Source organism: Arcobacter acticola (assembly GCF_013177675.1).
Taxonomy (GTDB): domain Bacteria; phylum Campylobacterota; class Campylobacteria; order Campylobacterales; family Arcobacteraceae; genus Aliarcobacter; species Aliarcobacter acticola.
On record NZ_CP042652.1, the window covers coordinates 745,473 to 769,564 of the forward strand.

Annotated in this window: 21 protein-coding genes and 8 tRNA genes; 10 read left to right on the forward strand and 19 right to left on the reverse strand. The window is 27.1% G+C overall.

The annotated features are described in order from the left end of the window. Position 1 precedes the first annotated feature (1 nt). From AACT_RS03830 to AACT_RS03885, 12 genes are all read right to left on the reverse strand, one after another. On the reverse strand, positions 2-664 hold the full coding sequence (locus AACT_RS03830) for a response regulator transcription factor (RefSeq protein WP_172125127.1): 663 nt from the start codon (positions 662-664) through the stop codon (positions 2-4). Continuing rightward, positions 645-2,225 carry a sensor histidine kinase gene (locus AACT_RS03835; protein ID WP_172125129.1) on the reverse strand — a complete coding sequence of 527 codons (1,581 nt, stop codon included), beginning with the start codon at positions 2,223-2,225 and terminating at the stop codon, positions 645-647. The genes AACT_RS03830 and AACT_RS03835 overlap by 20 nt, the downstream gene beginning before the upstream one ends. Positions 2,226-2,301: 76 nt before the next feature. After that, positions 2,302-2,378, reverse strand: a tRNA-Asp gene (locus AACT_RS03840). A 93-nt stretch (positions 2,379-2,471) separates the two neighbouring features. Beyond that, a tRNA-Val gene (locus AACT_RS03845) sits at positions 2,472-2,547 on the reverse strand. Positions 2,548-2,565: 18 nt separating this feature from the next. Continuing rightward, positions 2,566-2,640 (reverse strand) — tRNA-Glu (locus tag AACT_RS03850). A 21-nt stretch (positions 2,641-2,661) separates the two neighbouring features. Then, positions 2,662-2,737 (reverse strand) — tRNA-Lys (locus tag AACT_RS03855). Between the two features lie 19 nt (positions 2,738-2,756). Beyond that, positions 2,757-2,833 (reverse strand) — tRNA-Asp (locus AACT_RS03860). Positions 2,834-2,925: 92 nt separating this feature from the next. Beyond that, positions 2,926-3,001 (reverse strand) — tRNA-Val (locus AACT_RS03865). A gap of 18 nt (positions 3,002-3,019) precedes the next feature. Further along, positions 3,020-3,094, reverse strand: a tRNA-Glu gene (locus AACT_RS03870). A 21-nt stretch (positions 3,095-3,115) separates the two neighbouring features. Continuing rightward, positions 3,116-3,191, reverse strand: a tRNA-Lys gene (locus AACT_RS03875). A gap of 64 nt (positions 3,192-3,255) precedes the next feature. After that, a complete protein-coding gene (locus AACT_RS03880) occupies positions 3,256-3,762 on the reverse strand; it encodes a CinA family protein (protein ID WP_172125131.1) in 507 nt (168 codons plus the stop codon). Between the two features lie 149 nt (positions 3,763-3,911). Further along, positions 3,912-5,276, reverse strand: a complete 1,365-nt coding sequence (locus AACT_RS03885) for an FAD-dependent oxidoreductase (protein ID WP_172125133.1) — start codon at positions 5,274-5,276, stop codon at positions 3,912-3,914. Between the two features lie 277 nt (positions 5,277-5,553). Between AACT_RS03885 and ileS the strand changes: the two genes are divergently transcribed. The 4 genes from ileS (at position 5,554) to AACT_RS03905 (ending at position 10,544) form a co-directional block, all read left to right on the forward strand. After that, positions 5,554-8,283 (forward strand): isoleucine--tRNA ligase, encoded by a 2,730-nt coding sequence (ileS, locus tag AACT_RS03890; protein ID WP_172125135.1) that lies wholly within the window; start codon positions 5,554-5,556, stop codon positions 8,281-8,283. 122 nt (positions 8,284-8,405) lie between these two features. Next, on the forward strand, positions 8,406-8,684 hold the full coding sequence (locus tag AACT_RS03895) for a NifU family protein (RefSeq protein ID WP_172125137.1): 279 nt from the start codon (positions 8,406-8,408) through the stop codon (positions 8,682-8,684). Continuing rightward, the gene (locus AACT_RS03900; protein ID WP_172125139.1) at positions 8,684-9,277 is read left to right on the forward strand and encodes a hypothetical protein; all 594 of its coding nucleotides are present in this window, start codon (positions 8,684-8,686) and stop codon (positions 9,275-9,277) included. Before AACT_RS03895 ends, AACT_RS03900 begins: the two co-directional genes overlap by 1 nt. After that, positions 9,258-10,544 (forward strand): UDP-N-acetylmuramoyl-L-alanyl-D-glutamate--2,6-diaminopimelate ligase, encoded by a 1,287-nt coding sequence (locus AACT_RS03905; protein WP_172125141.1) that lies wholly within the window; start codon positions 9,258-9,260, stop codon positions 10,542-10,544. The genes AACT_RS03900 and AACT_RS03905 overlap by 20 nt, the downstream gene beginning before the upstream one ends. A 16-nt stretch (positions 10,545-10,560) precedes the next feature. On the opposite strand, the gene AACT_RS03910 is transcribed toward AACT_RS03905, so the two are convergent. From AACT_RS03910 to AACT_RS03935, 6 genes are read right to left on the reverse strand one after another with little or no spacing between them, the layout of a single operon-like run. Next, positions 10,561-11,121, reverse strand: a complete 561-nt coding sequence (locus AACT_RS03910) for a hypothetical protein (RefSeq protein WP_172125143.1) — start codon at positions 11,119-11,121, stop codon at positions 10,561-10,563. 50 nt (positions 11,122-11,171) lie between these two features. After that, positions 11,172-12,509, reverse strand: coding sequence for a PAS domain-containing sensor histidine kinase (locus tag AACT_RS03915; protein WP_172125145.1), 1,338 nt, complete (start codon positions 12,507-12,509; stop codon positions 11,172-11,174). 36 nt (positions 12,510-12,545) lie between these two features. Next, positions 12,546-13,448, reverse strand: a complete 903-nt coding sequence (locus AACT_RS03920; protein ID WP_172125147.1) for a VWA domain-containing protein — start codon at positions 13,446-13,448, stop codon at positions 12,546-12,548. Further along, the gene (locus tag AACT_RS03925) at positions 13,441-13,836 is read right to left on the reverse strand and encodes a hypothetical protein (protein ID WP_172125149.1); all 396 of its coding nucleotides are present in this window, start codon (positions 13,834-13,836) and stop codon (positions 13,441-13,443) included. The genes AACT_RS03920 and AACT_RS03925 overlap by 8 nt, the downstream gene beginning before the upstream one ends. After that, entirely contained in the window at positions 13,836-14,669 is an 834-nt protein-coding gene (locus AACT_RS03930; RefSeq protein ID WP_172125151.1) for a DUF58 domain-containing protein, read from the reverse strand. The genes AACT_RS03925 and AACT_RS03930 overlap by 1 nt, the downstream gene beginning before the upstream one ends. 3 nt (positions 14,670-14,672) lie before the next feature. Then, positions 14,673-15,626: an AAA family ATPase gene (locus tag AACT_RS03935; RefSeq protein ID WP_228720534.1), complete on the reverse strand. Its 954-nt coding sequence runs from the start codon at positions 15,624-15,626 to the stop codon at positions 14,673-14,675. A 243-nt stretch (positions 15,627-15,869) separates the two neighbouring features. On the opposite strand from AACT_RS03935, the gene rpsB reads away from it, so the two are divergent. The 5 genes from rpsB to gmk are packed head-to-tail and all read left to right on the forward strand — an operon-like array spanning position 15,870 to position 19,909. Then, positions 15,870-16,661, forward strand: coding sequence for a 30S ribosomal protein S2 (gene rpsB / locus AACT_RS03940; RefSeq protein WP_172125153.1), 792 nt, complete (start codon positions 15,870-15,872; stop codon positions 16,659-16,661). Between the two features lie 2 nt (positions 16,662-16,663). After that, positions 16,664-17,710, forward strand: a complete 1,047-nt coding sequence (gene tsf, locus AACT_RS03945) for a translation elongation factor Ts (RefSeq protein WP_172125155.1) — start codon at positions 16,664-16,666, stop codon at positions 17,708-17,710. Between the two features lie 46 nt (positions 17,711-17,756). Further along, entirely contained in the window at positions 17,757-18,440 is a 684-nt protein-coding gene (locus tag AACT_RS03950) for an ABC transporter ATP-binding protein (protein ID WP_172125157.1), read from the forward strand. Then, entirely contained in the window at positions 18,437-19,288 is an 852-nt protein-coding gene (locus AACT_RS03955) for a hypothetical protein (RefSeq protein ID WP_172125159.1), read from the forward strand. Before AACT_RS03950 ends, AACT_RS03955 begins: the two co-directional genes overlap by 4 nt. Positions 19,289-19,291: 3 nt before the next feature. Then, positions 19,292-19,909, forward strand: a complete 618-nt coding sequence (gene gmk, locus AACT_RS03960; RefSeq protein WP_172128529.1) for a guanylate kinase — start codon at positions 19,292-19,294, stop codon at positions 19,907-19,909. Position 19,910: 1 nt separating this feature from the next. Here gmk and AACT_RS03965 read toward each other — a convergent pair whose 3' ends face one another. Beyond that, entirely contained in the window at positions 19,911-21,533 is a 1,623-nt protein-coding gene (locus AACT_RS03965; RefSeq protein ID WP_172125161.1) for an EAL domain-containing response regulator, read from the reverse strand. Positions 21,534-21,647: 114 nt separating this feature from the next. Here AACT_RS03965 and AACT_RS03970 point away from each other — a divergent pair, with 114 nt between their 5' ends. After that, positions 21,648-24,086: a heavy metal translocating P-type ATPase gene (locus AACT_RS03970; protein WP_172125162.1), complete on the forward strand. Its 2,439-nt coding sequence runs from the start codon at positions 21,648-21,650 to the stop codon at positions 24,084-24,086. Positions 24,087-24,092 lie beyond the last annotated feature (6 nt).

The following is a 24,092-nucleotide window of genomic DNA, read 5'->3' on the forward strand; positions in this document are numbered from 1 at the left end:
TTTAAACAGAGTAGTATCTGTCTATTTTATATCCAAGACCTCTTATGTTTTTTATGAAATCTTCTTTTAATGCTTTTTTTAACCTAGAAATTTCAGCTCTTATTGTTGGGTTGTCAATAATTTCTCCATCCCAGATATCCATTCTGAATCTTTCAAAGTCTACAATCATATTAATATTAAGAGCTAAAATATGTATGATTTCTAACTGTTTTTTAGTTAAATTTTGAGGTTCTCCATTAAAATATAGAGTTTGTTTATCTTTTGCATAAGAATAATTTTCTGAAAACTTAATATGTGAAGTATTATTTTGTTCTTTTTTTAATATTTGATTGATTTTAATGCCTAATTCACCAAGATGAAAAGGTTTTTTGATATATTCTCTACATCCAAGATTATATGCCTTACTAATATCTTCTATATCTATAAGAGCTGAAATAAATATAGTTGGAATATATATTTTTTGTCTATTTAATTCAGTTAATATTTCAAAACCATCTTTTGTTGGAACATTTATATCAAGAACCAATAAATCATAAGAGTTATTAATTGTATTCAATACTTCTTGTCCATCACAAAAACTTTCAACCATATGTCCTATATTTTTCAAATACTCGCTAATCGCATTATTAAGCATTAGCTCATCTTCAAGCAGTAGTATTTTCATTTATTCTAAACCTATAAGTAAATTTTGTCTTTTTTTCATTAGATTGAAGGTTAATTATAACTAAATTTTTATCACAAATATCTTTTACTATTTTTAGTCCTAATCCAAAACCACCTCGAGCTGAATTTTCTCTATAAAAATCATCAAAGATTTTTTCTACTGATTCTATTTCTTTAGAATGGGTTGTAACACTAAATTCAATTTCAGTATCATTTAAATACTCTAGTTTTACAAATATTGGCGATTTTGCATAGGAATATTTTATTGCATTGGATAAATTATTATCAATAATTCTTTGTAATTCAGTATTATTAAATTTAATATACATGTCTTCATCGATATTATTTATAAAATATAATGAATTAGATACGGCAATTTCTTCGAAATAACTTAATCTTTCAAATAATATTTTACTAAAATCTAAATATTCTTTTTCGTAGATTACTCTATCTCTTTTTATCAAATATGATAAGTCATCATAAATATATTGAATAATTTTAGAACCAGATTCTATATTTGTAATATATTTGTTATTTGGAATTTTCATTTTTAATAAATCTATATTTGTTTGTATTATTGCTAAAGGAGTATTTATTTCATGAACAGAATTTTTTATAAATGTTTTTTGAGATTCAATTAATTTTGTTAGCTCTTTAGTCTTTTCAGATACATTATACTCAAGATTTTTATTTAAGTCTTCTAACATATGAGTTTTTAATTTTATATTATTCATAGCATCAGTTGCATAGTTTGCAATTACTTTAAACTCTCCAAATATAATTCTATTTTGATTTATTGGATTATCATTCTTTTGTGATTCTTTAAAATATTTACCTATTTCTTTAACATCATTTACTATTAAAATAGTAGCATTTTTATAAATAAATATTGAGTATAAAACAAGCATAATTGTAAGAGATGTAATTTGAAGTGTATAATTTGAAATCTTTTGATTATATTCATCTTCTTTTTCTTTTACTAACTTATCAATCTCATCTAAATATACACCTCTCCCAATCGTCCAGTTCCATTCTTTATATGAATTTGCATAAGAAATTTTTTTTGCATCTTTAAAAATAGCTAATTTATACCAAAGGTATTCTATATATCCACCATTAGGTTTTTGTGATATATTAATTAACTCTTTTATTACTTCCCTTCCTTCTTTATCTTTTAATTCAAGATATCGATGACCTTCTTTATCTTTTGAAATTGGTGAGTATAAACTTACTCCATTAAAATCATATATGAAAAGATATTCGTTTATATTGTCAACTCTTAGCTCATGAAGCGCTTCTAAAACTTCTTTTTTTATTGTTTCTTGAGTTTTTGTTTTTTTATATTTGTTATCATAATATTTAATAAAACTAATTATTGAATTAACGTCATTTTTTAATAATTCTTTTTGACTGTTCGTATAATCTGTTTTAAGGTTTTCTGTTTTATCTTGAAGTTCATCATGGGCATTGTTAATAATTATAAAAGTAAAAAAAGATATTAGGACTACAATAAATAATATACTATAGACAATTAAATGATAGAGACTTTTTGCTTTTAACATGTGATAACCTTTTATTTTAAAGGTAAGATAATATCAGATTTTATATAAGGATTTTCTTTTGAAGAAATTAAATAAGTGGCGCGGTTGAAGGGACTCGAACCCTCGACCTCCTGCGTGACAGGCAGGCATTCTAACCAACTAAACTACAACCGCACTTAAAAAATACTGTTTATACTAAATAAACAGAAGTCACAAAAAATATTTTTAAAAATCTAATGCTACTGCATTTTATAACTTTTAAAAAAGTGGTGGTCGATATAAGACTCGAACTTATGACATCTACCTTGTAAGGGTAGCGCTCTACCAACTGAGCTAATCGACCAATTTGTTGCAAAAGGCTTGGTGACCCCTAGGGGATTTGAACCCCTGTGGCATGGATGAAAACCATGAATCCTAACCGTTAGATGAAGGGGCCAAGATTGCAACAATAAATAAATGGTGACCCGTGATGGATTCGAACCATCGGCCCCCTCATTAAAAGTGAGATGCTCTACCGGCTGAGCTAACGGGTCACATAAACAAAATAAAAAGTGGCGCGGTAGAAGGGACTCGAACCCTCGACCTCCTGCGTGACAGGCAGGCGTTCTAACCAACTAAACTACTACCGCGCTTAAAAATACTGTTTATACTAAATAAACAGAAGTCACAAAAAATATTTTTAAAAATCTAATGCTACTGCATTTTATAACTTTTAAAAAAGTGGTGGTCGATATAAGACTCGAACTTATGACATCTACCTTGTAAGGGTAGCGCTCTACCAACTGAGCTAATCGACCAATTTGTTGCAAAAGGCTTGGTGACCCCTAGGGGATTTGAACCCCTGTGGCATGGATGAAAACCATGAATCCTAACCGTTAGATGAAGGGGCCAAGATTGCAACAATAAATAAATGGTGACCCGTGATGGATTCGAACCATCGGCCCCCTCATTAAAAGTGAGATGCTCTACCGGCTGAGCTAACGGGTCACATTTGTTTGCCCTTTTTAAGTTGTTCTACTTAAATTGGACTGGAATTATAATAGCTTTTAATTTATTTGTCAAGAGTATTTTGAAGAAATTTTAAAATTTCTTTCAAGGAGTGTTTTGCTGCTTGTATTTGTACTTCCTCTCTTGAACCTTTAAAGTAGTGTATATTTACGTTTTTATGGTACTTTGAGTCACTAATACCAATTACTACAGTGCCCACAGGTTTGTTTTTTGTGTCACCTGTTGGACCGGCAATTCCTGATATCGCAATGGCATAATCAGCTTCAAATTTGCTAATTACACCCTCTAGCATTTCACTAACAACTTCACAACTTACTGCTCCAAAATTCTCTAAAGTTTCATTTTTCACTTTTAATTCTTGATTTTTTATTTTATTTGAGTAGGTAACTATACTTCCATTAAAAATATCAGAAGATCCTGCTATTTTTGTAATCATTGATGCTACTAATCCACCTGTACATGATTCAGCACTTGTTATTGTTTGTTTATTTGCTCTTAAAAGCTCTTGAAGTTTTATCATATCATTGTTATTGAAAATATCATTATACATGGTTTATAGCCTTTAAAATTAATTTATATGGCTATTTTAATTAATTATTATTAAGAAGAAGATAATTTAAGTAGATTTATTTATTGGAATAAGTATTAAATATAATAAGAGTTGAACTCTTATTATATTTTATTAATTGTAGAAAAAATTTAAGCTATTTCAGGATCTGTTAAATCAGCTAAGAAAGCAGCTTCATCAAATTCTAAATTTAAATATTCACAAACAACTTTAATATCTCTTTCTGCATTTCCTAAACAAGAAGTTGCCCCTGGAGATGGAGTCATATTAAAGATGATTCCTTTACCTTCACTTAGTGAAGCTTCACCAAGCATTAGTTTTTTCTCAGTTTTATTAAGAACTTGAGGTCTAACACCACCAAATCCTTTTGCATATTCTAAATCATCAACAGTTAAAGAAGGAACGATTTTTCTTGCATCTTTAACGAATAAACCTTTGTTTATTCCTGGAACTTCAAATAAGAAGTTTTTAAATACATAGTTTCTAATTTCAGAATCTTTTAATAAATCCCAGAAGATTTTTAAAATACTTCCATCAATATTCATTGTTTTTAAACATTGGAATATTGATTTACCACCTTTGTATCTTTCAAGAACAAGTAATGCAAGTGCAGTTGGTCCAAATCTAGTTTTTCCATTTTCTAAGATATCCGGATCTCCATGAAGTGCAGCAAATGGTAATTTATCATTTTGTACCATATAAACTTTACCATTTAAGAACTCACCATTTGTAATATAAAATGATCCAGCCATTGATAAAGAACCCATATGTTTTCCATAACCCATTTTATGAGCTAAGAATAATGAGTGAGCACCAGCATTTACTACTACGAAATCAGCCGTATAAACAGTTCCATTAACAGTAGTTAATTTATATTTGTCTCCAACTTTTTCAATATCTTCAACTTCAGAGTTAAAGAAAATATCAGTTGTTTTTGTACTATCAGCATTTTGTCCAGCTTTTGCTAATTCTTTTGTCATAGCACCAAAGTCAACTGTTGTATATTGATCTTTAGCTCCCATTGCTACGATTGGTTCTGGTCTATCTTTAGTTTGTTCTTTATCAGCATAAACTAATTTAGGCTCTAATTCTCTTAAAGTTTCTTTATCCCATAATTCTAAATAAGGAAAAACTTCTTTAAATTCATTATATCTTTTTGTAATAAACTCAACTTCTTTTTCACCTACACCTAAAGCCATTTTTTGGTGTTTAAACATAATTTTGTCTTGTAAATCATATTGTAAACAGAACTTTTCAATCATTTTTGCAGTTCTTTTTGTAATTTTAGCCTTAGACAATGTATAGTTAGTTTCAATATCACCTACGTGAATTGTTTGAGAGTTACTTGTACCTTTTGAGTTCAAAGTTGCAAGATCTTCATATTTTTCTAGTAAACAGATGTTTTTTGCAGTTGAGTATTTAGCAAGCTCATAAAATAAAGCAGCTCCAGAGATTCCCCCACCTACAATTACGACTTCATAGTGTTTTTCGTTCATTTAGCATTCCTATGTTTTTGTGAAATATCTGATGATTCTATCATATAATTTTTATATTTTGCATAAATAAAACACAAAATTGTGCAATTAGTAAATAATTTATAGATTTTAGTAACACCTAATTTATATAGTATATATATGATTGTACATATATTGTACAATATGTTTAAAAAAAGTCATTTGATTTTTTATTGATAAATATAGTTTTAAATTAAATTAGATATAATCTACGATTTAATGAAAAACTATAAATATTTTGAATAATGAAGGTGTTATAATGGATTATAAAGAGAGTTTACTACTTCCAAAAACTGATTTCCCAATGAGAGGAAATCTTCCAAACAATGAGCCTGTTAAATATAAGCAATGGGACGAGCAAAAAGTATACGATAAGATGAAAAAAAATAGGGTAGGTTGTGAATCTTTCACACTACATGATGGACCTCCTTATGCAAATGGTAATATTCACATTGGTCACGCTTTAAATAAAATTTTAAAAGATATTATTAACAAATTTCATTATTTTGAGGGAAAATCAATTAGATATGTTCCAGGGTGGGATTGTCATGGTTTACCAATTGAACAAAAAGTAGAAGAGAAAATAGGTTCAGAAAAGAAAAAGATACTTCCTAAATCAAAACTTAGACAACTTTGTCGTGATCATGCTGCTAAGTTTGTTGATATTCAAAGAAATGAATTTAAACAATTAGGTGTTATTGCAGATTGGGAAAATCCTTATTTAACAATGGATTTTAAATTTGAAGCTAACATTTATAGAGAATTATGTGCAATTGCAAAACAAGGTTTATTGATTCAAAGAAGTAAGCCTGTTTACTGGTCATGGGCTGCTCAAACTGCTTTAGCTGAAGCTGAAGTTGAATATGAAGATAAAACATCACCATCAATTTTTGTGGCATTTAAACATGAAAAATTAGATGCAAGTATTATTATTTGGACTACAACTCCTTGGACATTACCTGCAAATACAGGTATTTCTCTTAATGGTGAAGAAGAGTATGTAAAAACAAGTGATAAATTTATTGTTGCTCGTAAATTATATAATTCATTAATAGAAAAAGAAGTAATCAAAGGTGAAGTTGTTGAAACTATTAATCCTAAAGATTTAGAAAATACAAATGCAATTAATCCATTAAATGATAGAAAATCTAAAATTGTTTTAGGTGATCATGTTATGATGGATTCTGGAACAGGTGCAGTACATACGGCTCCTGGACATGGAGAAGATGACTATAAAGTTGGTTTAATCTATGGTTTAGATGTTATTATGCCTGTTGATGCATTTGGTAAATATGATGAAACTATTATTAGAGAAAAACTATTTAAAGATACTGAAAAATATTTAGGATTAAATGTATTTAAAGCAAATGATTTAATTTTAGAAGAATTAGGTGAGGCTTTATTAAAAAGAGTTGATATTAGACACTCATATCCACATTGTTGGAGAACACATACACCAATTATTTTTAGAGCTACAAAACAATGGTTTATCTCTATTGATGATAATTATGGAAAAGAAAACAAAACATTAAGAGAAAATGCACTTAAAGTTGTTGAGGATTTAACTTTCTATCCTGAATGGGGAAGAAATAGATTAAAAGCTATGCTTGATGGAAGACCTGACTGGTGTATTTCAAGACAAAGAGATTGGGGTGTTCCAATTGCATTTTTTAGAAATAAAAAAACTGATGAAATTGTTTTTGATGAAAAAGTATTAAATTATACAGCTACGATTTTTGAACAAAAAGGTTGTGATGCTTGGTATGATTTAGAAATTTCAGAATTACTATATCCAGAAAGTGGATTGAATCCAGAAGACTTAGAAAAAACTGTAGATATTTTAGATGTATGGTTTGATTCAGGTTCAACTCAAAATGCAGTTTTAAGAAGCGGAAACTATGATGCTGGAACTTTCCCTGCTGATATGTATTTAGAAGGAAGTGACCAACATAGAGGTTGGTTTCAATCTTCACTTTTAACAACTTTAGCTTCAAGCGAAATTGCTCCTTTTAAATCGATTTTAACACATGGATTCACTGTTGATGAAAAAGGTGAAAAAATGTCTAAATCTAAAGGAAATGTTGTTGCTCCTGATAAGGTTTTAAAAGAGTACGGATCTGAAATTTTAAGACTTTGGGTTGCTATGAGTGATTATCAATCTGATTTAAAAATTTCTGATAATATCTTAAAACAAAATGCAGAACTTTATAGAAAAATTAGAAATACAGCAAGATTCTTACTTGCAAATGTTTCAGATTTAGAAGAGATTGTATCTGTAGATAAAATGGGACCTTTAGATAGATGGGTTTTAAATAAAGCTAAAAAAGTATTTGATGAAATTGAAGCTGCGTTTAATGTATATGAATTTTCAAAAGGCTTAAATAAATTAAATAATTTCTTAGTTGTTGATTTATCTGGTATTTATTTAGATGTTTGTAAAGATAGATTATATTGTGATGATAAAAATGATATTCATAGACTTGCATCTCAAAGTGCAATGGCATTAATTGCTAAAAAATTAATATCAACAATTGCTCCTATATTAACATATACTATGGATGAGTTATTATCATTTGCACCTAATTTTATAAAAGGTGATTGTGAAGATATCTTTGATTATGAAAAAGTAGTATTACCAAATGTAGAAATTAATATAAATGAAGCTGTTTTATTCTCGGCAAAAGAGAAATTTTCAGAAATAAAAGATGCATTAAGTAAAGAAAAAGTTATAAAATCTACACTTGAATTAATGATTTATACAAATTGTGAGGATATAATAGCATTAGATGAAGTAGAATCAAGTGATTGGTTCTTGGTAAGTTCTGTAACAAAAAATAAACAAAACTCTGATATACTTGGAACTTTCCAAGTTGATACAAATGTTTTTGAAGTTTATAAAGCAAATGCACATAAATGTCCTAGATGTTGGAAATATACAGCATTAGAAGAAGACACACTTTGTCAAAGATGTGATGAAGTTTTAAATTAGGAATAAAATGTTTCAAGAAGAAGTAACACTTACATTTATATTTGAAACAATAGCAGTAATTTTAGTAGTAACAGCTATTGGAATATATTTTGTAAAGAAGAAAGCAAAAGAGGTAAAATAAAATGATGCCATTTACAGATGAAGATTTACAAGACCCTGTAAGTTCAATTATAAAAAACAAAATTGCTCCAATGCTTGCACGAGATGGTGGAGCAATTGAACTGTTGGATATAAGAAATGCAAGAGTTTTTGTTCAATTAAAAGGTGCATGTGTTGGTTGTAGTGCTAGTGGAAGTACATTAAAATATATTGTTGAAAAAGAGCTAAAAGCTGCTATTCATCCTGAATTACAAATAGTTAATGTACCACAAGGTATGGAAAATAGATTAGAGGAATTTTAATGATAAATGAGAGTAGATTATTAAACGTGGCGAACTCTTTTTTTACTCAAAGAAAATTTGAGAAAGCTTTGTTTTTATACTCACAACTATCATCAGAGTTTCCAGATAATAAAGAGTATCAAATATATGCATTATTTTGCGATATTGCAAGTGAAGATGAAGAAAAAGCAATGTCACTTTATGATTATTTTGTAGTTGTAAAAGATGAAAATCTAGAAGTTGCAATAAGATATGTAGAAGATGTAATAAACGCATATGATGGCGATATTGATAAAATGATGGAGATACTAAAAGAAGTAAGTTCTTCAACAATTGAATCATTAGATGCTATTAGATATGAAGATTTTAAAAAACTTATAGAATCAAGAGGTTCTTTTAGAATTGCTTTTGAAGATATTATGTTTTCAACAAAAGTTGCAATTGAAAATAAAGATGATTTTTTTGATTTTGTAACTAAATTAATAGATAATGATTTTAATACAACAGCTTATACATATCTTGATGGATTTAATGAATATTTTTCATATGACCAAGAGATAGAAAAATTATATAAAAAATTAGAAGAGAAAAAAATTGCAATTAATCATAAATAATAAAGTTTATACGGATAATTCAAAAGAAGCAGATGAAAATTCTGTTTTTGTAGTTTCAAAACAAAATGAAAAGTTTAAAGAAAATGCAATTGCTAATGGTTGCAAAGAAATTATTGATTCAAGTGAATTGAAAAATCATATTGATTTTTCATCTATAAAAATAATTGGAATCACTGGAACTAATGGTAAAACTACAACAGCAGCTGCAATATATTCTATTTTATTAGATTTAGGATATAAAGTTGCACTTCAAGGAACAAGAGGATTTTTCATCAATGATGAAAGAGTTGAAGATTATTCGTTAACAACTCCTGTTCAAATTGGAAATTTTGCACACATACAAAAAGCATTACAAAATGAATGTGATTTTTTTGTTATGGAAGTTAGTTCCCATGCAATTGAGCAAAAAAGAATTGAAGGTTTAGAATTTGCTTTAAAAATTCATACTAATATTACAAGAGATCATCTTGATTATCATAAAACTATTGAAGAATATATTAGAATTAAAAATTCATTTTTTGAAGATGATAGTAAGAAATTAATTAACAAAGATGATAAAATAGTTAAATATAATTCTAAAAATGGATATGCCTATTCTCTAGATGATCCTTCAACTTATAAAGTAACTGCATACTCTTTTAAAAATGGAACTCATGTTATGTTTTCTCACTTTGGAACTATGCACTCTTTTTCATCTTCTATGATGGGTATTTTTAATGTTTATAATTTGATGGCAGCAGTTGCTGCTGTTCATATAACTACAAATAAGCCTTTAGATGAGATTTGTGAAGCTCTTGAAGGCTTTGCAGGTGTTAGTGGAAGAATGGAAACTATTTCTTCAAATCCTTTAATTATTGTTGATTTTGCCCATACACCTGATGGAATGAAAGAAGTTTTACAAAGCTTCAATGAAAAAGATATTATCTGTGTATTTGGAGCAGGGGGAGATAGAGATAAAGCAAAAAGACCATTAATGGGTAGTGTTGCGGCATCTTATTCAAAACATATTATTGTAACAAGTGATAATCCAAGATTTGAAGATCCTGATATGATTATTGAAGATATTCTAAAAGGAATCAAAAGTCATAAAAGTGTTGAAGTTGAGATAAATAGAAAAGAAGCTATAAAAAAAGCCATAGCTATGGCAGATGAGAATAGTGTAGTATTAATCCTTGGAAAAGGTGATGAGTCAACTCAAACAATATATGATAAAAAATTTCCTTTTTCTGATAAAGAAGAAGTTCTAAAAGTTTTAAATAAAGAGTAGTTTTACTCTTTGTTTATTAAACCGCACCCATAAGAGATTTTTTCGTATTACCAATCAAATTTTTCATTTCTTCGTAAGTTTTATTTATATTCTCTTTTTCTAAATTAGTTAATTGGTCATAAATAGTTATTAATTTATCTTCGTTTGAGAGTTTTTTTAAATCATTTTTTTCTAAAGATACAAAATCTAAAACTTCATTCCAAACTGAATTTTCATATAACATAATTGCATTAAATTTAATGCCTTCATATTCAAAAATGCCATTACCATCTAGGTCTATAACATAAAGAATAATAATAGATTCTTTATCAAAGAAATTTTTATATTTTTCAAAAAATTGTTCAAAGTGATTAAATGTTTCTAATTCACAAGCAAAAAATTTAACTTTATCATTTTCACTAATCATAATAACTTGTTTTGCTTGAGCTTTTGGTGGCATAACTTTTGTTTCAGATAACTTTTTACCTTCTTCTACAATTAATGCGCCTCTATATGCATTTAAAGAAGATGAAATTGAACCATTAAATGATGGTTGCCATTCAAGTTTATTCTCTTTAATATATTCATTAGGTGTCATAAAAATCCTTTTTTATAAAGGAATGCAAGTTTTATTCCACAGAATAAAAATTATAATTGAAGAGTAATTTTAAAAGAGGCTCCTGTATAATTTTTTTCTAAATAATCAAATATAACAGTTTGGACACTAATAGTGCCTTTTAAATGTTTAGTAACAATTTCATTACACATATAAAGACCAAGTCCAGTACCATTTTTTTCATCTTTTGTACTAAAATATGGTTCAAATACTTTCCCTATAACATCATCTGCAATTCCACCTGCATTGTCTTTTATTTCAATTATTAAATGGCTATTTACTTTTTTTGTTTCTATAAAAATATATTTATTGTAATTTACTTCCATAAAAGCATCAATTGAGTTGTTTAGAATATTTATATAAATTTGAATTAATTCATTTTCATATGTATCAATTTCAACATTTTCATTATTCAAAATTATTTCGATATTATTATCTTTTAATCTTGAAGAAATTAATTTTAATGTTCTAGCAAGTAAATCATCAGTGTATATGGTATTTGTATAATTACTTTTTTTAAAGAAATTTTTAAAATCATCAATAGTTTTAGATAAATATTGAGTATTTTGGTTTATCATATCCAATGATTCATTCTCGTTTTCATCATTTGAAATACCCAACTCTCTTTCAAGTTTTATTCCTGTTGCTAAAGTAGAAATTATAGATAAAGGTTGTCTCCATTGATGGGCAATATTTGCAATCATTTCTCCCATTGAAGCTAGTCTTGATTGTTGAATTAGTAGTTGTTCTTGCTCTTTTAATAAATTTAAATTTTCTGTGTGTTCTGTAATGTCTTGAGTAATAGCTAAAATCCCAATAACATTTCCTTCAAAATTTAGCAAAGGTACTTTTGAGGTATTTACAATTTTTACAATATTATTTTTAACTGTAACTTTTTCTATATAATTTAATTTAGCTTTTTTTGTTTCAATAATTAACTTATCATCATTTACAAATTCTTCTTTTTCTGGAAAATTAAGATCAGAATCTTTTTTACCTATTAAATCTTTTCTGTTTTGTAAATTTATTAATTCTAAAAATTTTGAATTAGCTCCAATATATGCTCCATTTAAATCTTTCCAAAATACAGATATTGGAGCATTTTCAATAATAGTTTCTAATAAATCTTTTGTTTTGGCTAATTGATCTGTTTCATTTTGTATTTTTTCGAATTGTTGCTTAGAAAAGAAAAATAGTATTAAGGATGATATACATATAAATAACCAACCTTTTATAGTTTGTAAAAACTTAAGAGTTTCTAAATCAGAAACAACTAGATTAATAGCAGCATCAGAGAAATAGATCCATAATACACCAAATAAAAAATAAACTGATGTTATCTTAATGTACGATGATGTTTTTGTTTTCATATTATCTCCTATTTTAATTATACCTTAATAAAATTATTATTCTTTATTTCTTAGATAAATAAGTAAAATCAATGATAAAACAGCTATAAATAATGGATAGAAAAATAAATAATCTTTTAAGATTATTTTATTTTGATCAATTTGCGACTTCTCAAGTTTATTTATATCTTCATAAATCATAAGTAAATCTTCTTTTGACATTGCTGTATATGATTTTGCATTTGATTCTTTTGATATTTTGTATAAAATATTTTGATTAAAATCTCCAATACCTATTGTATATGCTTTTATATTATATTTATTTAGTAATTTAATTATAACATCAAGGGGAATCTTGCTAGCATTATCTTCACCATCACTTAGCAATATTATAATATTTGATTTAGCTTTTTGCTCTTTTAGAATATTTATACTAGCAGCAAGCGAATCAATAAATGCAGTTTTTTGTCCTGCCATTTCCACATCTAAATAATCAATTATTTGTTTTTGTGCTTCTTTATCAAAGCTAAGAGGACTTGCTATTAAAACAGAATCACCAAATAATACAACACCTATATTATCAGCAACTCTTTTACTCATAAATTCTTTTACAATTTCTTTTACTACTTCGAAACGATTTTTTGAATAATTATTGTCTAAATCTTGTTCTTTCATAGAACCACTCGCATCTAAATTTAAAAGTATATTTATTCCATTATTTTTAAGCATTATAGTGTCGTTTATTTTTATAGGTGAAGCTAATGCAATAATTGAAAATATAATTACTATATATTTTAAAATATTTATAACAAACATTGATTTTTGGTTTGCAAATTGAAAAATATTTAAATGGGGTATTAAATAAGTAGGAGTTTTAGCTTTGCAATAAATTGAGCAAATAACAAATAATATAATCAAAAGTAAGAAGTATGGATACTCAAAAGTAATATTACTAAACATCTAAAATTTCCATAAAAGTTAAAAACTTTGCCTTACTCATTTTATCAATATTCTTAACATCTTTTTTATATTTAAAGAATTCAAGGTCTTCGATTAATTCATTTGCTAATTTTTTTTCTCTATCATTACTTGCTAGTAATCTTGAATATTTTGTGATTGTGTAAGCAGCTTTTTTCGAATCAGAAAAATCTATATTTTTTAATATATTATAATAAGTTTTTCTATCATTTGTTTTTTTGTTTTTTAAATATTTAATAAATAAAAATATACTTGTTAGAACTAAGATAATTCCAAGAAAAATTAAAATAGAAAAAATAAAAATAGAATAATCTGGTATTTTTTCTAACTCTTTTATATCATGAAGTTTTGATAACACATCTTCATTCATTATCTTAAAACTCCTATTAGTTTTTTTATTGGATCTTCGTGTGTATATATTTTTGTAAATCTTATAGCACAATTTTGAAAGTGATTATATAATTTATGGTCATTTTCTTTTATTTTATTTATATAAGTCTCAACTGTATTTTTATTTAAAACACCTTCGAAACTTCTATTATTATTTGGATCAATAAAATTTACATTTCCAAGTTCTATTGGGGCTTCTTCAAATTTATCTCTTACAATCAATGCTATTACTTCATGTTTTTGACAAAGGAGTTTTAAATCAAGTTTTTCAATATCAAAAAAATCACCAATTAAAAAAATCATAGATTTGTGATGAATTGATTTAAAAAGTTCTTTTGTGATTTTTTCATAATTAATATTTTTTCCAATCACATTGTAATAGTATTTTTGTTCTGACATAAAATTTACATTAAAAATTTGCTTTGATTTTTTTGTACAAATTTCAAGATTTTCATTTGCAATAAATGAAGAAAAAGGATTTCCTTGTTTTACACAAATAAATCCTAAAGCACTTGCAATTTGTATAATAATTTCTTGTTTAAAAATATCAGTTCCAAAATAAGTAGATCCATTTAAAAAAGAAACAATATTTACATTTAACTCTTTTTGTGCATAAAAAACTTTCACATAAGGTTTTTGCATTTTAGCACTTATTACCCAATCAATATTTTTAACATCTTCTCCATATTCATACTCTTTTAGTTCACAAAAATCATAACCTTCACCTTTTATCTTAGTGCTATTATTTCCTATGATTTCTGAAAAAACTTGTTTTTTAGTTTTTATAAGTATTTTTTTTAAGGCTTGATTCATATTTTATGGAATTGCAATTTTTTCTAAGATTTTTTGTATTACATCATCTACATTTATCTCTTTTGCCATTGCTTCATAAGATAAAATAATTCTATGTCTTAAAATATCTTTAGCAAGCATTGCTATATCAATTGGACTTACATAATCATTTCCTCTTAAATATGCATTTGCTTTTACAGCTTTAAACATATCTATAGTGGCTCTAGGACTCGCACCAAAATGAATAATATCAACTAAATCATCTAGACCATAATTTTTTGGATTTCGTGAAGCATCAATAATATCAATAATATAATCTTCTAGTTCTTTATCAATATGAATATCTTTAACTTCTTTTTTTAATTCTTCTAAATCATTTTTATCTATTGCTTTATTTATTTGCTCAAAAGAGTTCATTGTAACTCTTTTTGCTATTTCATACTCTTGTTCTTTTGTATTATATGAAACAACAATTTTAAACATAAATCTATCAAGTTGGGCTTCAGGTAAGCTATAAGCTCCTTCTTGTTCTATTGGATTTTGAGTAGCTAGAACTAAAAAAGGAGCTTCTATTTTAAAAGTATCATCAGCAATTGTAACTTGTCTTTCTTGCATTACTTCAAGCAAAGCTGATTGTACTTTTGCAGGTGCTCTATTTATCTCATCTGCAAGTAATAAATTTGTAAAAATTGGACCTTTTTTGATTTTGAATTCACTCGTTTTCATATCAAATATTTGAGCACCAATAATATCACTTGGCAATAAATCAGGAGTAAACTGGATTCTTTTAAAATTTAAATCAATGGCAAGAGCAACAGCTTTTACAGTTGTAGTTTTAGCTAAACCTGGAACTCCTTCTAGTAATATATGTCCAGATGTTAAAAGTCCAATTAAAATGGAATTTACCATTTCTTCTTGTCCTATAACACCTTTTGCTATTTCTTCTTTTAATTTATTTATCTTTTCACGAGAATTCAATTAATATCCTTTTACTTTTCTGGCATGATTTTATCTAATTACTTATAAATTATATTTTAATAGATAAATATTCCTATTAAACTAAGATTAAACTTAACTCAGATATAATCACGGCTCTAATTTTAATTAGAACCTCACATGTATCAATCCTTGTACGGGTTGTGACCAAAGAAATTTGGACATTAAGGGATACAGAGGCAAAACCCTATTACAAAAAATACAATTAATTCAAGGAGAATTACTATGGTTACAATGAAAGACCTATTAGAATGTGGTGTACACTTCGGACACCAAACAAGAAGATGGAATCCAAAAATGAAAAAATTCATTTTCGGTGTAAGAAAAAATATTTATATTATTGACTTACAAAAAACATTAAGATATTTCAGATATACATATAATGTTGTTAGAGACAGAGCTGCTGAAGGTCAAACAATGATTTTCGTAGGTACTAAAAAACAAGCTAGCGAAGCAATCAAAAAAGCTGCTATTTCTTGTGGAATGCCATATGTTAACCATAGATGGTTAGGTGGAATGTTAACTAACTTCGGAACAATTAAAAAATCAATTAGAAAATTAGAAATTATTAAAAAAATGAGAGAAGAAGGTCAATTAGATCTTTTAACTAAAAAAGAAGCTTTAATGCTTTCTAGAAAAGAAGAAAAATTAGAATTATACCTTGGTGGTATCAAAGAAATGCACAAACTTCCAGATATGATGTTTGTTCTTGATGCTGTTAAAGAAAAAATTGCTATTGCTGAAGCTAGAAGATTAGGAATTACTGTTGTAGCTCCTTTAGATACTAACTGTGATCCAGACGTAGTTGATTTACCAATTCCAGGTAATGATGATGCAATCAGATCAATTCACTTATTCTGCAACGAAATGGCTGCGGCAATGAATGAAGGTAAAGCTGCATTAGCTGATGCAAATGGTGAAGATTTAGAGCCTGTGTCTCAAGAAGAGACTGAAGCGTTAATTGCTGAAGCTGTTGCTGAAGGTGATAACGAAGTAGTAGAAACAGAGGAAGTATAATTATGGCAGGAGCAACACCAAAATTAATTAAAGAATTAAGAGAAATGACTGGTGCAGGTATGCTTGATTGCAAAAATGCACTTAACGAAACTGATGGTGATTTAGAAAAAGCGGTTCAAGCTTTAAGAGAAGCTGGACTTGGGAAAGCTGCTAAAAAAGCTGGAAATGTTGCTGCTGAAGGTGTTGTTGCTGTTAAAGTTAACGATGATAACACTGTTGCAACTTTATTAGAATTAAATGCACAAACAGATTTCGTTGCTAAAAACCAAAACTTTTTAGATTTAACACAAGAAATTGTTTCTCATGCACAAGCTAATAACATTGCTGATGCTGAAGCTTTAGCTGCATCTACTATTAATGGTACAAGTTTTTCTGACTTTTTAAACGGAAAAATTGCAACAATTGGTGAAAACTTAGTTGCTAGAAAATTAACTTCAGTAACTGGTACTGTCGTTAATGGTTATGTTCATACAAACGGAAGAGTTGGAGTTTTATTAGCTGCAACTTGTGATGATGCTGTTAAAGAAAAAACAGCTACATTATTAAAATCATTAGCAATGCATGCATCTGCTATGAAACCAACTGTTATTTCTTACACTGATTTAGATCCAGCATTTGTTGATTCTGAAAACAGAGCAATAGTTGCAGAAATTACAGCTGATAATGACGAATTAAAAAGATTAGGAAAACCATTAAAGAAAATTCCTGAGTTTGTTTCTAAATCTCAGTTAACAGATGAAGCAATTGCAAATGCAAAAGCTAAATTTGAAGATGAATTAAGAGCAGCTGGAAAACCAGAAAAGATTTGGGCAAATATTATTCCTGGACAAATTGAGAGATATATCACTGATAATACTCAATTAGACGGAAGATTTGCATTATTATCTCAAGCTTATGTAATGGATGACAAAAAAACTGTTGAGCAAGCAATTGCTGACGTTGATGCATCTATTAAAATCACTGCTTACGTAAGATTCGAACTTGGTGAAGGTATTGAGAAAGTAGAAGAAGATTTTGCAGCAGAAGTTGCAAAACAAATGGGTAAATAATCATAGTTTAACAACTGTGTAAATATATAAATAAAAGGAAAATGTAATGAGTGAAGCTAACAAAATGGATGAGCTCATTGCAGATGACCTTTTACTTCAAGCTAAAAATCTATCTCATAAGTTCGATTATGAACTTTTCAACGATATAAACTTATCTCTTTTAAAAAAAGAATCAATTGCAATCATAGGAATGAGTGGTAGTGGAAAATCTACTTTACTTAATGTACTGTCTTCCCTTTTAAAGCCATCAGCAGGAAGTGTTGTTTTTAAAAGTAAAGATATCTATGCACAAAAGCAAAGTGAACTATTAAAAATTAGAAGAGATGATTTTGGTATAATATTTCAAGCACATTATTTATTTAGAGGATTTTCAGCAATTGAGAATCTGGAAATTGCTACTTTATTAAGTAGTGAAGAAATTGATAAAGATTTATTAAAAGAATTAAATATAGATTATGTAATAAATCAAGGGGTTGGTGAACTAAGTGGTGGTCAACAGCAACGATTATCAATAGCAAGAGTAATGACAAAAAAACCAAAAATCATTTTTGCAGACGAACCAACTGGAAACTTGGATAAAGATACTGCAAAAATCGTTATGGATACATTATTTAAATATATTAAAAATAATGATGCAGGATTAATATTAGTAACTCATGAGTATGAATTAGCCATGAGATGTGATAAAGTATATAAATTAGAAGAATTGAAATTGCAGGAGATTAAGTGAATTTATTATTGGTATGTGAAACAACAATAATTGAGCACATTTTTACTTTAGTTTGTAAAAGATTAAATATTAAATTAACTACGCAAAGAAATACTAATATAACTCAAAAATTTGACTTAATTGTAATTGATCAAAATTTTGTTGATGATAAATTTAATTTAATCAAGCAATATTCAAGAAAATTAGGAGCTATTAGCTCAGAAGAACTACCTTTTGATAAAGCAAGAGATTTCATAATTCCTAGACCATTTTTACCTACTAAACTAGAAGCTATGATAATTGAGCAAATCAAATATATCAAAGAAGAAAAAGAAGAAGAAAGTTCTAATAATAGAATTTCTTTTGCTAAAAATTCTTATGAAGAAGATGAAGAAGTAACAGTCCCTGTAGTTAAATATATTGATTCTTTAGATGAAAAAGAAAAAGAGTATGTTCAAGTAAAAGAATCTAAATCTCATAATCAAAATACTTATGATGAAGATGATTACGAAGATGAAGATGAAAGTATAGTTCATTTACAAACTTTAAAAACAGGTGGTATTTTAGATCATGGAGAGTTAAGTAAAATAAATGATATTTTACGTGAAGATAATATTCAAAATGAAATAAACTTAGAAAAAAGTGACTGGAAAGATATCTCTGCCATAATAGATGATGCTTTAGCAGAAGTTAAAGAATATGAATTTGATTTAACTACTGTAGTTCCTACAAAGCCATATAACTTAGTATTAAGTAATTTTAGTATTAATGAATTAAGACCATTGTTGGAAAAATTTGACCAATCAGTTATTGATAAACTTTCAAGTGGTGAAACGGTAAATGTAAAAATGAGTTTAAAGGAAAAATAATTGATAGAAGAAAAAAAAGGCGCAATATTAATTCTTTCAGGACCTAGTGGTTGTGGAAAATCTACACTATTAAAAGAAGTGTATAAAGATATAAGTGATTACTATTTTTCAATATCAACTACAACAAGAGCACCTAGAACTGGTGAGCAAAATGGTGTAGATTATTTTTTTGTAACAAAAGAAGAGTTTGAAAAAGATATAAAGAATGATGATTTTTTAGAGTATGCAAAAGTTCATGATAACTATTATGGGACTTCATTAAAACCTATTAATAAAGCCTTAGAAGAGGGGAAATTAGTTATATTTGATATTGATGTGCAAGGGCATGAAATAGTAAGAAATAAACTTGATTCTATTGTAACATCTGTATTTATTACTACTCCTTCTTTGAAAGTATTAGAAGAAAGACTAAATGCTAGAAATACTGATAGCAGTGATATTATTGAAAAAAGAATTAAAAATGCTAAGGGTGAGGTTGAATTTTTCCAAGATTATGATTATTTGATAATAAATGATAATTTAGAAATTGCTGCTAAAGAGTTAGTTTGTATTGCAAATATCACAAGAATAAAAACTAAACTTTATGAAAAAGACAAAATTATATCAAATTGGCTAAACTAGCCTATTTGACATTATCATAACTTAAAGGTCTATCGAAATAGTAACCTTGACAATAATCTATATTTAACTCTTTTATTTTATTATAAATATCCTCATTTGATACATATTCAGCAACTGTTTTAACTTTGAACTCTTTAGAGAAGTTTGCTATTGTATTTACAATTATTTCTAAATCTTTTGAAGTTGTGATTTTTTCAATTAATGAACCATCAATTTTAACGAAATCAATATCAAGCAATGTTAGCAAATTGAAGTTTGAATATCCAGCTCCAAAGTCATCAACTCCTACAATACAATCAAATTTTTTGATTTCACTAATAAATCTTGAAACTTCGTTAAAATCAGAAATTTCTTCTGATTCAAGTATTTCAAACTCTAAAAACTTTGTATATTCTTTATGTTGTTCTAATATTTCATATATGAATGTTGTTGTTTCTTCATTTGCGATATCATCAAAAGAAATATTAACAGATACTCTTTTATTTTTATTTTTAATTAATTTAAAAGCATCTTGAATTACAATTTTGATTATATTTGGATAAAGTTTAGTTTTTTTAGCAACATTTATAAAATTGTATGGAGCTATTTCAACTCCATCTTTTGTTATGTATCTTATTAAGGCTTCATATTTATGTATAACTTTTGTGTTTGTATCTACAATTGGTTGAAAATATGCTTGAAATAGATTTTCTCTAAACCCAATTTTTAATTGTTTCACCCATTTTATATTTTCTTCAAAAGATTGTTGAATTTTAAATGATTCATTATAAATCATAATTCTTTGAAGTTTAGTTCTTGCATAATTAATTACCCTTTGTGAGTATTTAAATGCTCTTGCACCATCCCCCTGTGCTATTCCTATTGTTATATTTATATCAATTTCATCTTCTTCTATTAATAAAGATTCTTTTTCAATTTTATCAGCAAATGCTTTACATAAATTATAAAATTCATCTACATCTTTATTATTTTGTTTTGCAACAATAGCAAATTTATCAGCTTCCATTCTATAAACAAAATATTCATTATCTGAAAAATAGTTTTTTATTTTACTTGCCAATTCATAAAGAATTGTATCTCCAATTTTTTCACCAAAAAGGTCATTTATAGTTGAAAACTCATCTACATCAAGAAGTGCCATTAAATCAATATTGTTTTCACTTAAATCTTTTTTTAATTTATTTCTATTTGGAAGATTTGTTAGGGTATCTGTATATAAATCTTTTAATTCATGATAGATTAAAGATTGAGACATTACTTGTAAAAGTTTTGCAATATCAATAGGTTTTAATACATATTTATCAATACCTATATCAATAGCTTCAAGTAAGTATTCTTTATTTGAAAATGCTGTTGCTACGATAATGGGAATATTAATATTAATTTTTTTAATCTCTTTTACCATGTCTAACCCATTCATTACAGGCATATTTACATCTGTAATAATTAAGTCTATTTCATTTTCATGGGCTTTAAATAATTCTAATCCTTCTTGGCCATTTTGTGCAACATATTGCTTTTTTGTAAAACCTTTTAGTATTTGATGAGTAACTTCTCTTAAGTCTTTTTCGTCTTCGGCATATAAAATAGTTATATTTTTTAGTATTGAAATATTATTTATCATTATTAAGTCTCTCTCTAAAATTATTAAGATATAATATCATAATTAAGCATAATAACAAACTCAAAATTATTAATTAAAAAAAGAAGTAATTTTATTGTTAATCCAGGAGTGTTTTTGTCGAAAGTAAAGTGTAATCATTGTCATTTAGAGTTTTCAAAAGATGTTATGATAATAGAAGAAAATTTGAATTTTTGTTGTAAAGGTTGCCAAGGTGTTTATCATTTGTTAAAAGATGATGGCTTGGACTCTTTTTATGATAAGCTTGGAAATAAAACTATAGCACCACCTATAAAGCTTGATAATGATGATATTAGTAAATTTGATTCTTTAAACTTCTTAGACAATTATGTAAGTTCTACAAAAGAGGGTTTCTCCCAAATTGATTTGATAATAGAGGGAATTCATTGTGCCGCTTGTGTTTGGTTAAATGAAAAAATATTACATGATACAAAAGGTATTGTTGAAGCAAATATAAATTTTACTACAAATAAAGCCCGAATAGTTTGGGATAATGAAAAATTAAAACTATCAGAAATCATTTTAAAAATCAGATCAATTGGCTATAATGCTTATGCTTATGATTCAAGTATTGCAGATCTTCAAGCTTCGAAAGCTAAAAGAGATTATTCTATTCGTATGATGGTTGCAGTAATTGCAAGTATGAATATAATGATGTTAAGTGTTGCTAAATATACTGGATTTTTTACAGGAATTTCTGCTGAAGTAAAACATATGATTCATATAGGTGAGTTTCTTCTTTCAACACCTGTTTTATTTTATAGTGGATGGATTTTTTATAAGGGTGCTTATTATGGATTAAAAAACCGTATGTTAAATATGGATTTTTTAGTTTCTTTTGGTGCAACATTAACATATATTTATTCTTTATTTATTCTATTTGGAGCAAAAGGCGAGAGTTACTTTGATTCTGTTGCTATGATTATCACTTTTGTTCTTGTTGGAAAATATTTAGAAGTAATAGGGAAAAAATCAGCTGTTGATACACTTGATAAAATAAAATCAAGCTTACCTTTAGAAGCTGTTGTTATAACAAAAGAGGGTAAAAAAACACTTGCACTAAATAGTATATCTTTAGGTGATATTGTTGAAATAAAAGCAGGTGAGAAAGTACCTGTTGATGGTAAAATTCTTATAGGTGAGGGTTCTTTTGATGAATCAACACTAACCGGTGAATCAATTCCTGTTTATAAAAAAAGAGATGATTTAGTTTATAGTGGAACTATCAATATGGATTCTTTAATTCAATTTGAAGTTACTAAAAGTTTTAAAAATTCTACATTTTCATCTATTGTGGCACTTCTAGAAGATTCATTAAATTCAAAACCAAAAATACAAACAAAAGCTGCTCAAATATCAAAAGGTTTTTCAATTACAATTTTGTCTTTATCTTTACTTACTTTTTTAGTTTGGTATTTTATGGGAATAGATTTAGGTTTTGATTATGCAGGAACTAATCACTTTGAAAAATCATTTATCGTTGCAATTTCTGTAATAGTTATCGCTTGTCCTTGTGCTTTGGCCCTTGCAACTCCAATGGCTAGTTTAATAGGTATCTCAGAACTTGCAAAAAGAGGTTTATTATTTAAAGAAGCGAAGTTTATAGAAACTCTTGCCGTTGCCAATACGGTAGTTTTTGATAAAACAGGAACTTTAACAAAGGGTGAATTAAATGTAGTAAAAGCTAATATTTTAGATGATAATATTCATAAGATAAATCTTTTATATTCACTTTTGGATGCTTCAACTCATCCTGTTAGTATTTCAATTAAAAAATATTTAGTGTCTAAATATGATTTAGAAAGTAAAAATCTTTTAAGTGTAAAAAATATTGAAGCAAAGGGAATGAGTGCAATTTATGAGAATTTTGAAGGTAAATCTTTTGAGTTATTAGGTGGAAATATTGAGCTATTAAAACAAAATGATATTAACTATGCATTTGATTCTAATAAAACAGTATATTTATTTGCAATTAATAAAAAAGTAATAGCAAGTTTTGAGCTTGAAGATGAGATAAAAGATAATGCAAAAGAGTTAATTTCATTTTTACAAAATAAAAATATTGATATTATAATGCTAACAGGAGATAATGAACAAGTTGCTTCAAGAATAGCAAAACAATTAAATATTAGTAAATACTTTTCTACTCAAACACCAGTTTCAAAAGCAGAGTATATTAAACAATTGAAAAAAGAGAATAAAACAGTTGTTATGGTGGGTGATGGAGTAAACGATAGTGTTGCTTTAGGAAATGCAGATGTAGCAGTTGCTATGGGAAATTCAGCTGGAGTTTCACTTGCAGTTTCTGATATAGTTTTATTAAATTCAACACTTAGTTCATTACAAGAAGCTTTTGTTATATCAAGTAAAACATATAAGTTTATAAAACAAAATTTGGGCTTATCGATTATTTATAATGCAGTGACAATACCTTTAGCAATGGCAGGTTATGTTATTCCTTTAGTTGCTGCATTATCAATGAGTTTAAGTTCACTAATGGTTGTATTAAATTCTCTTAGAATAAAAATGAAATAGGATTAT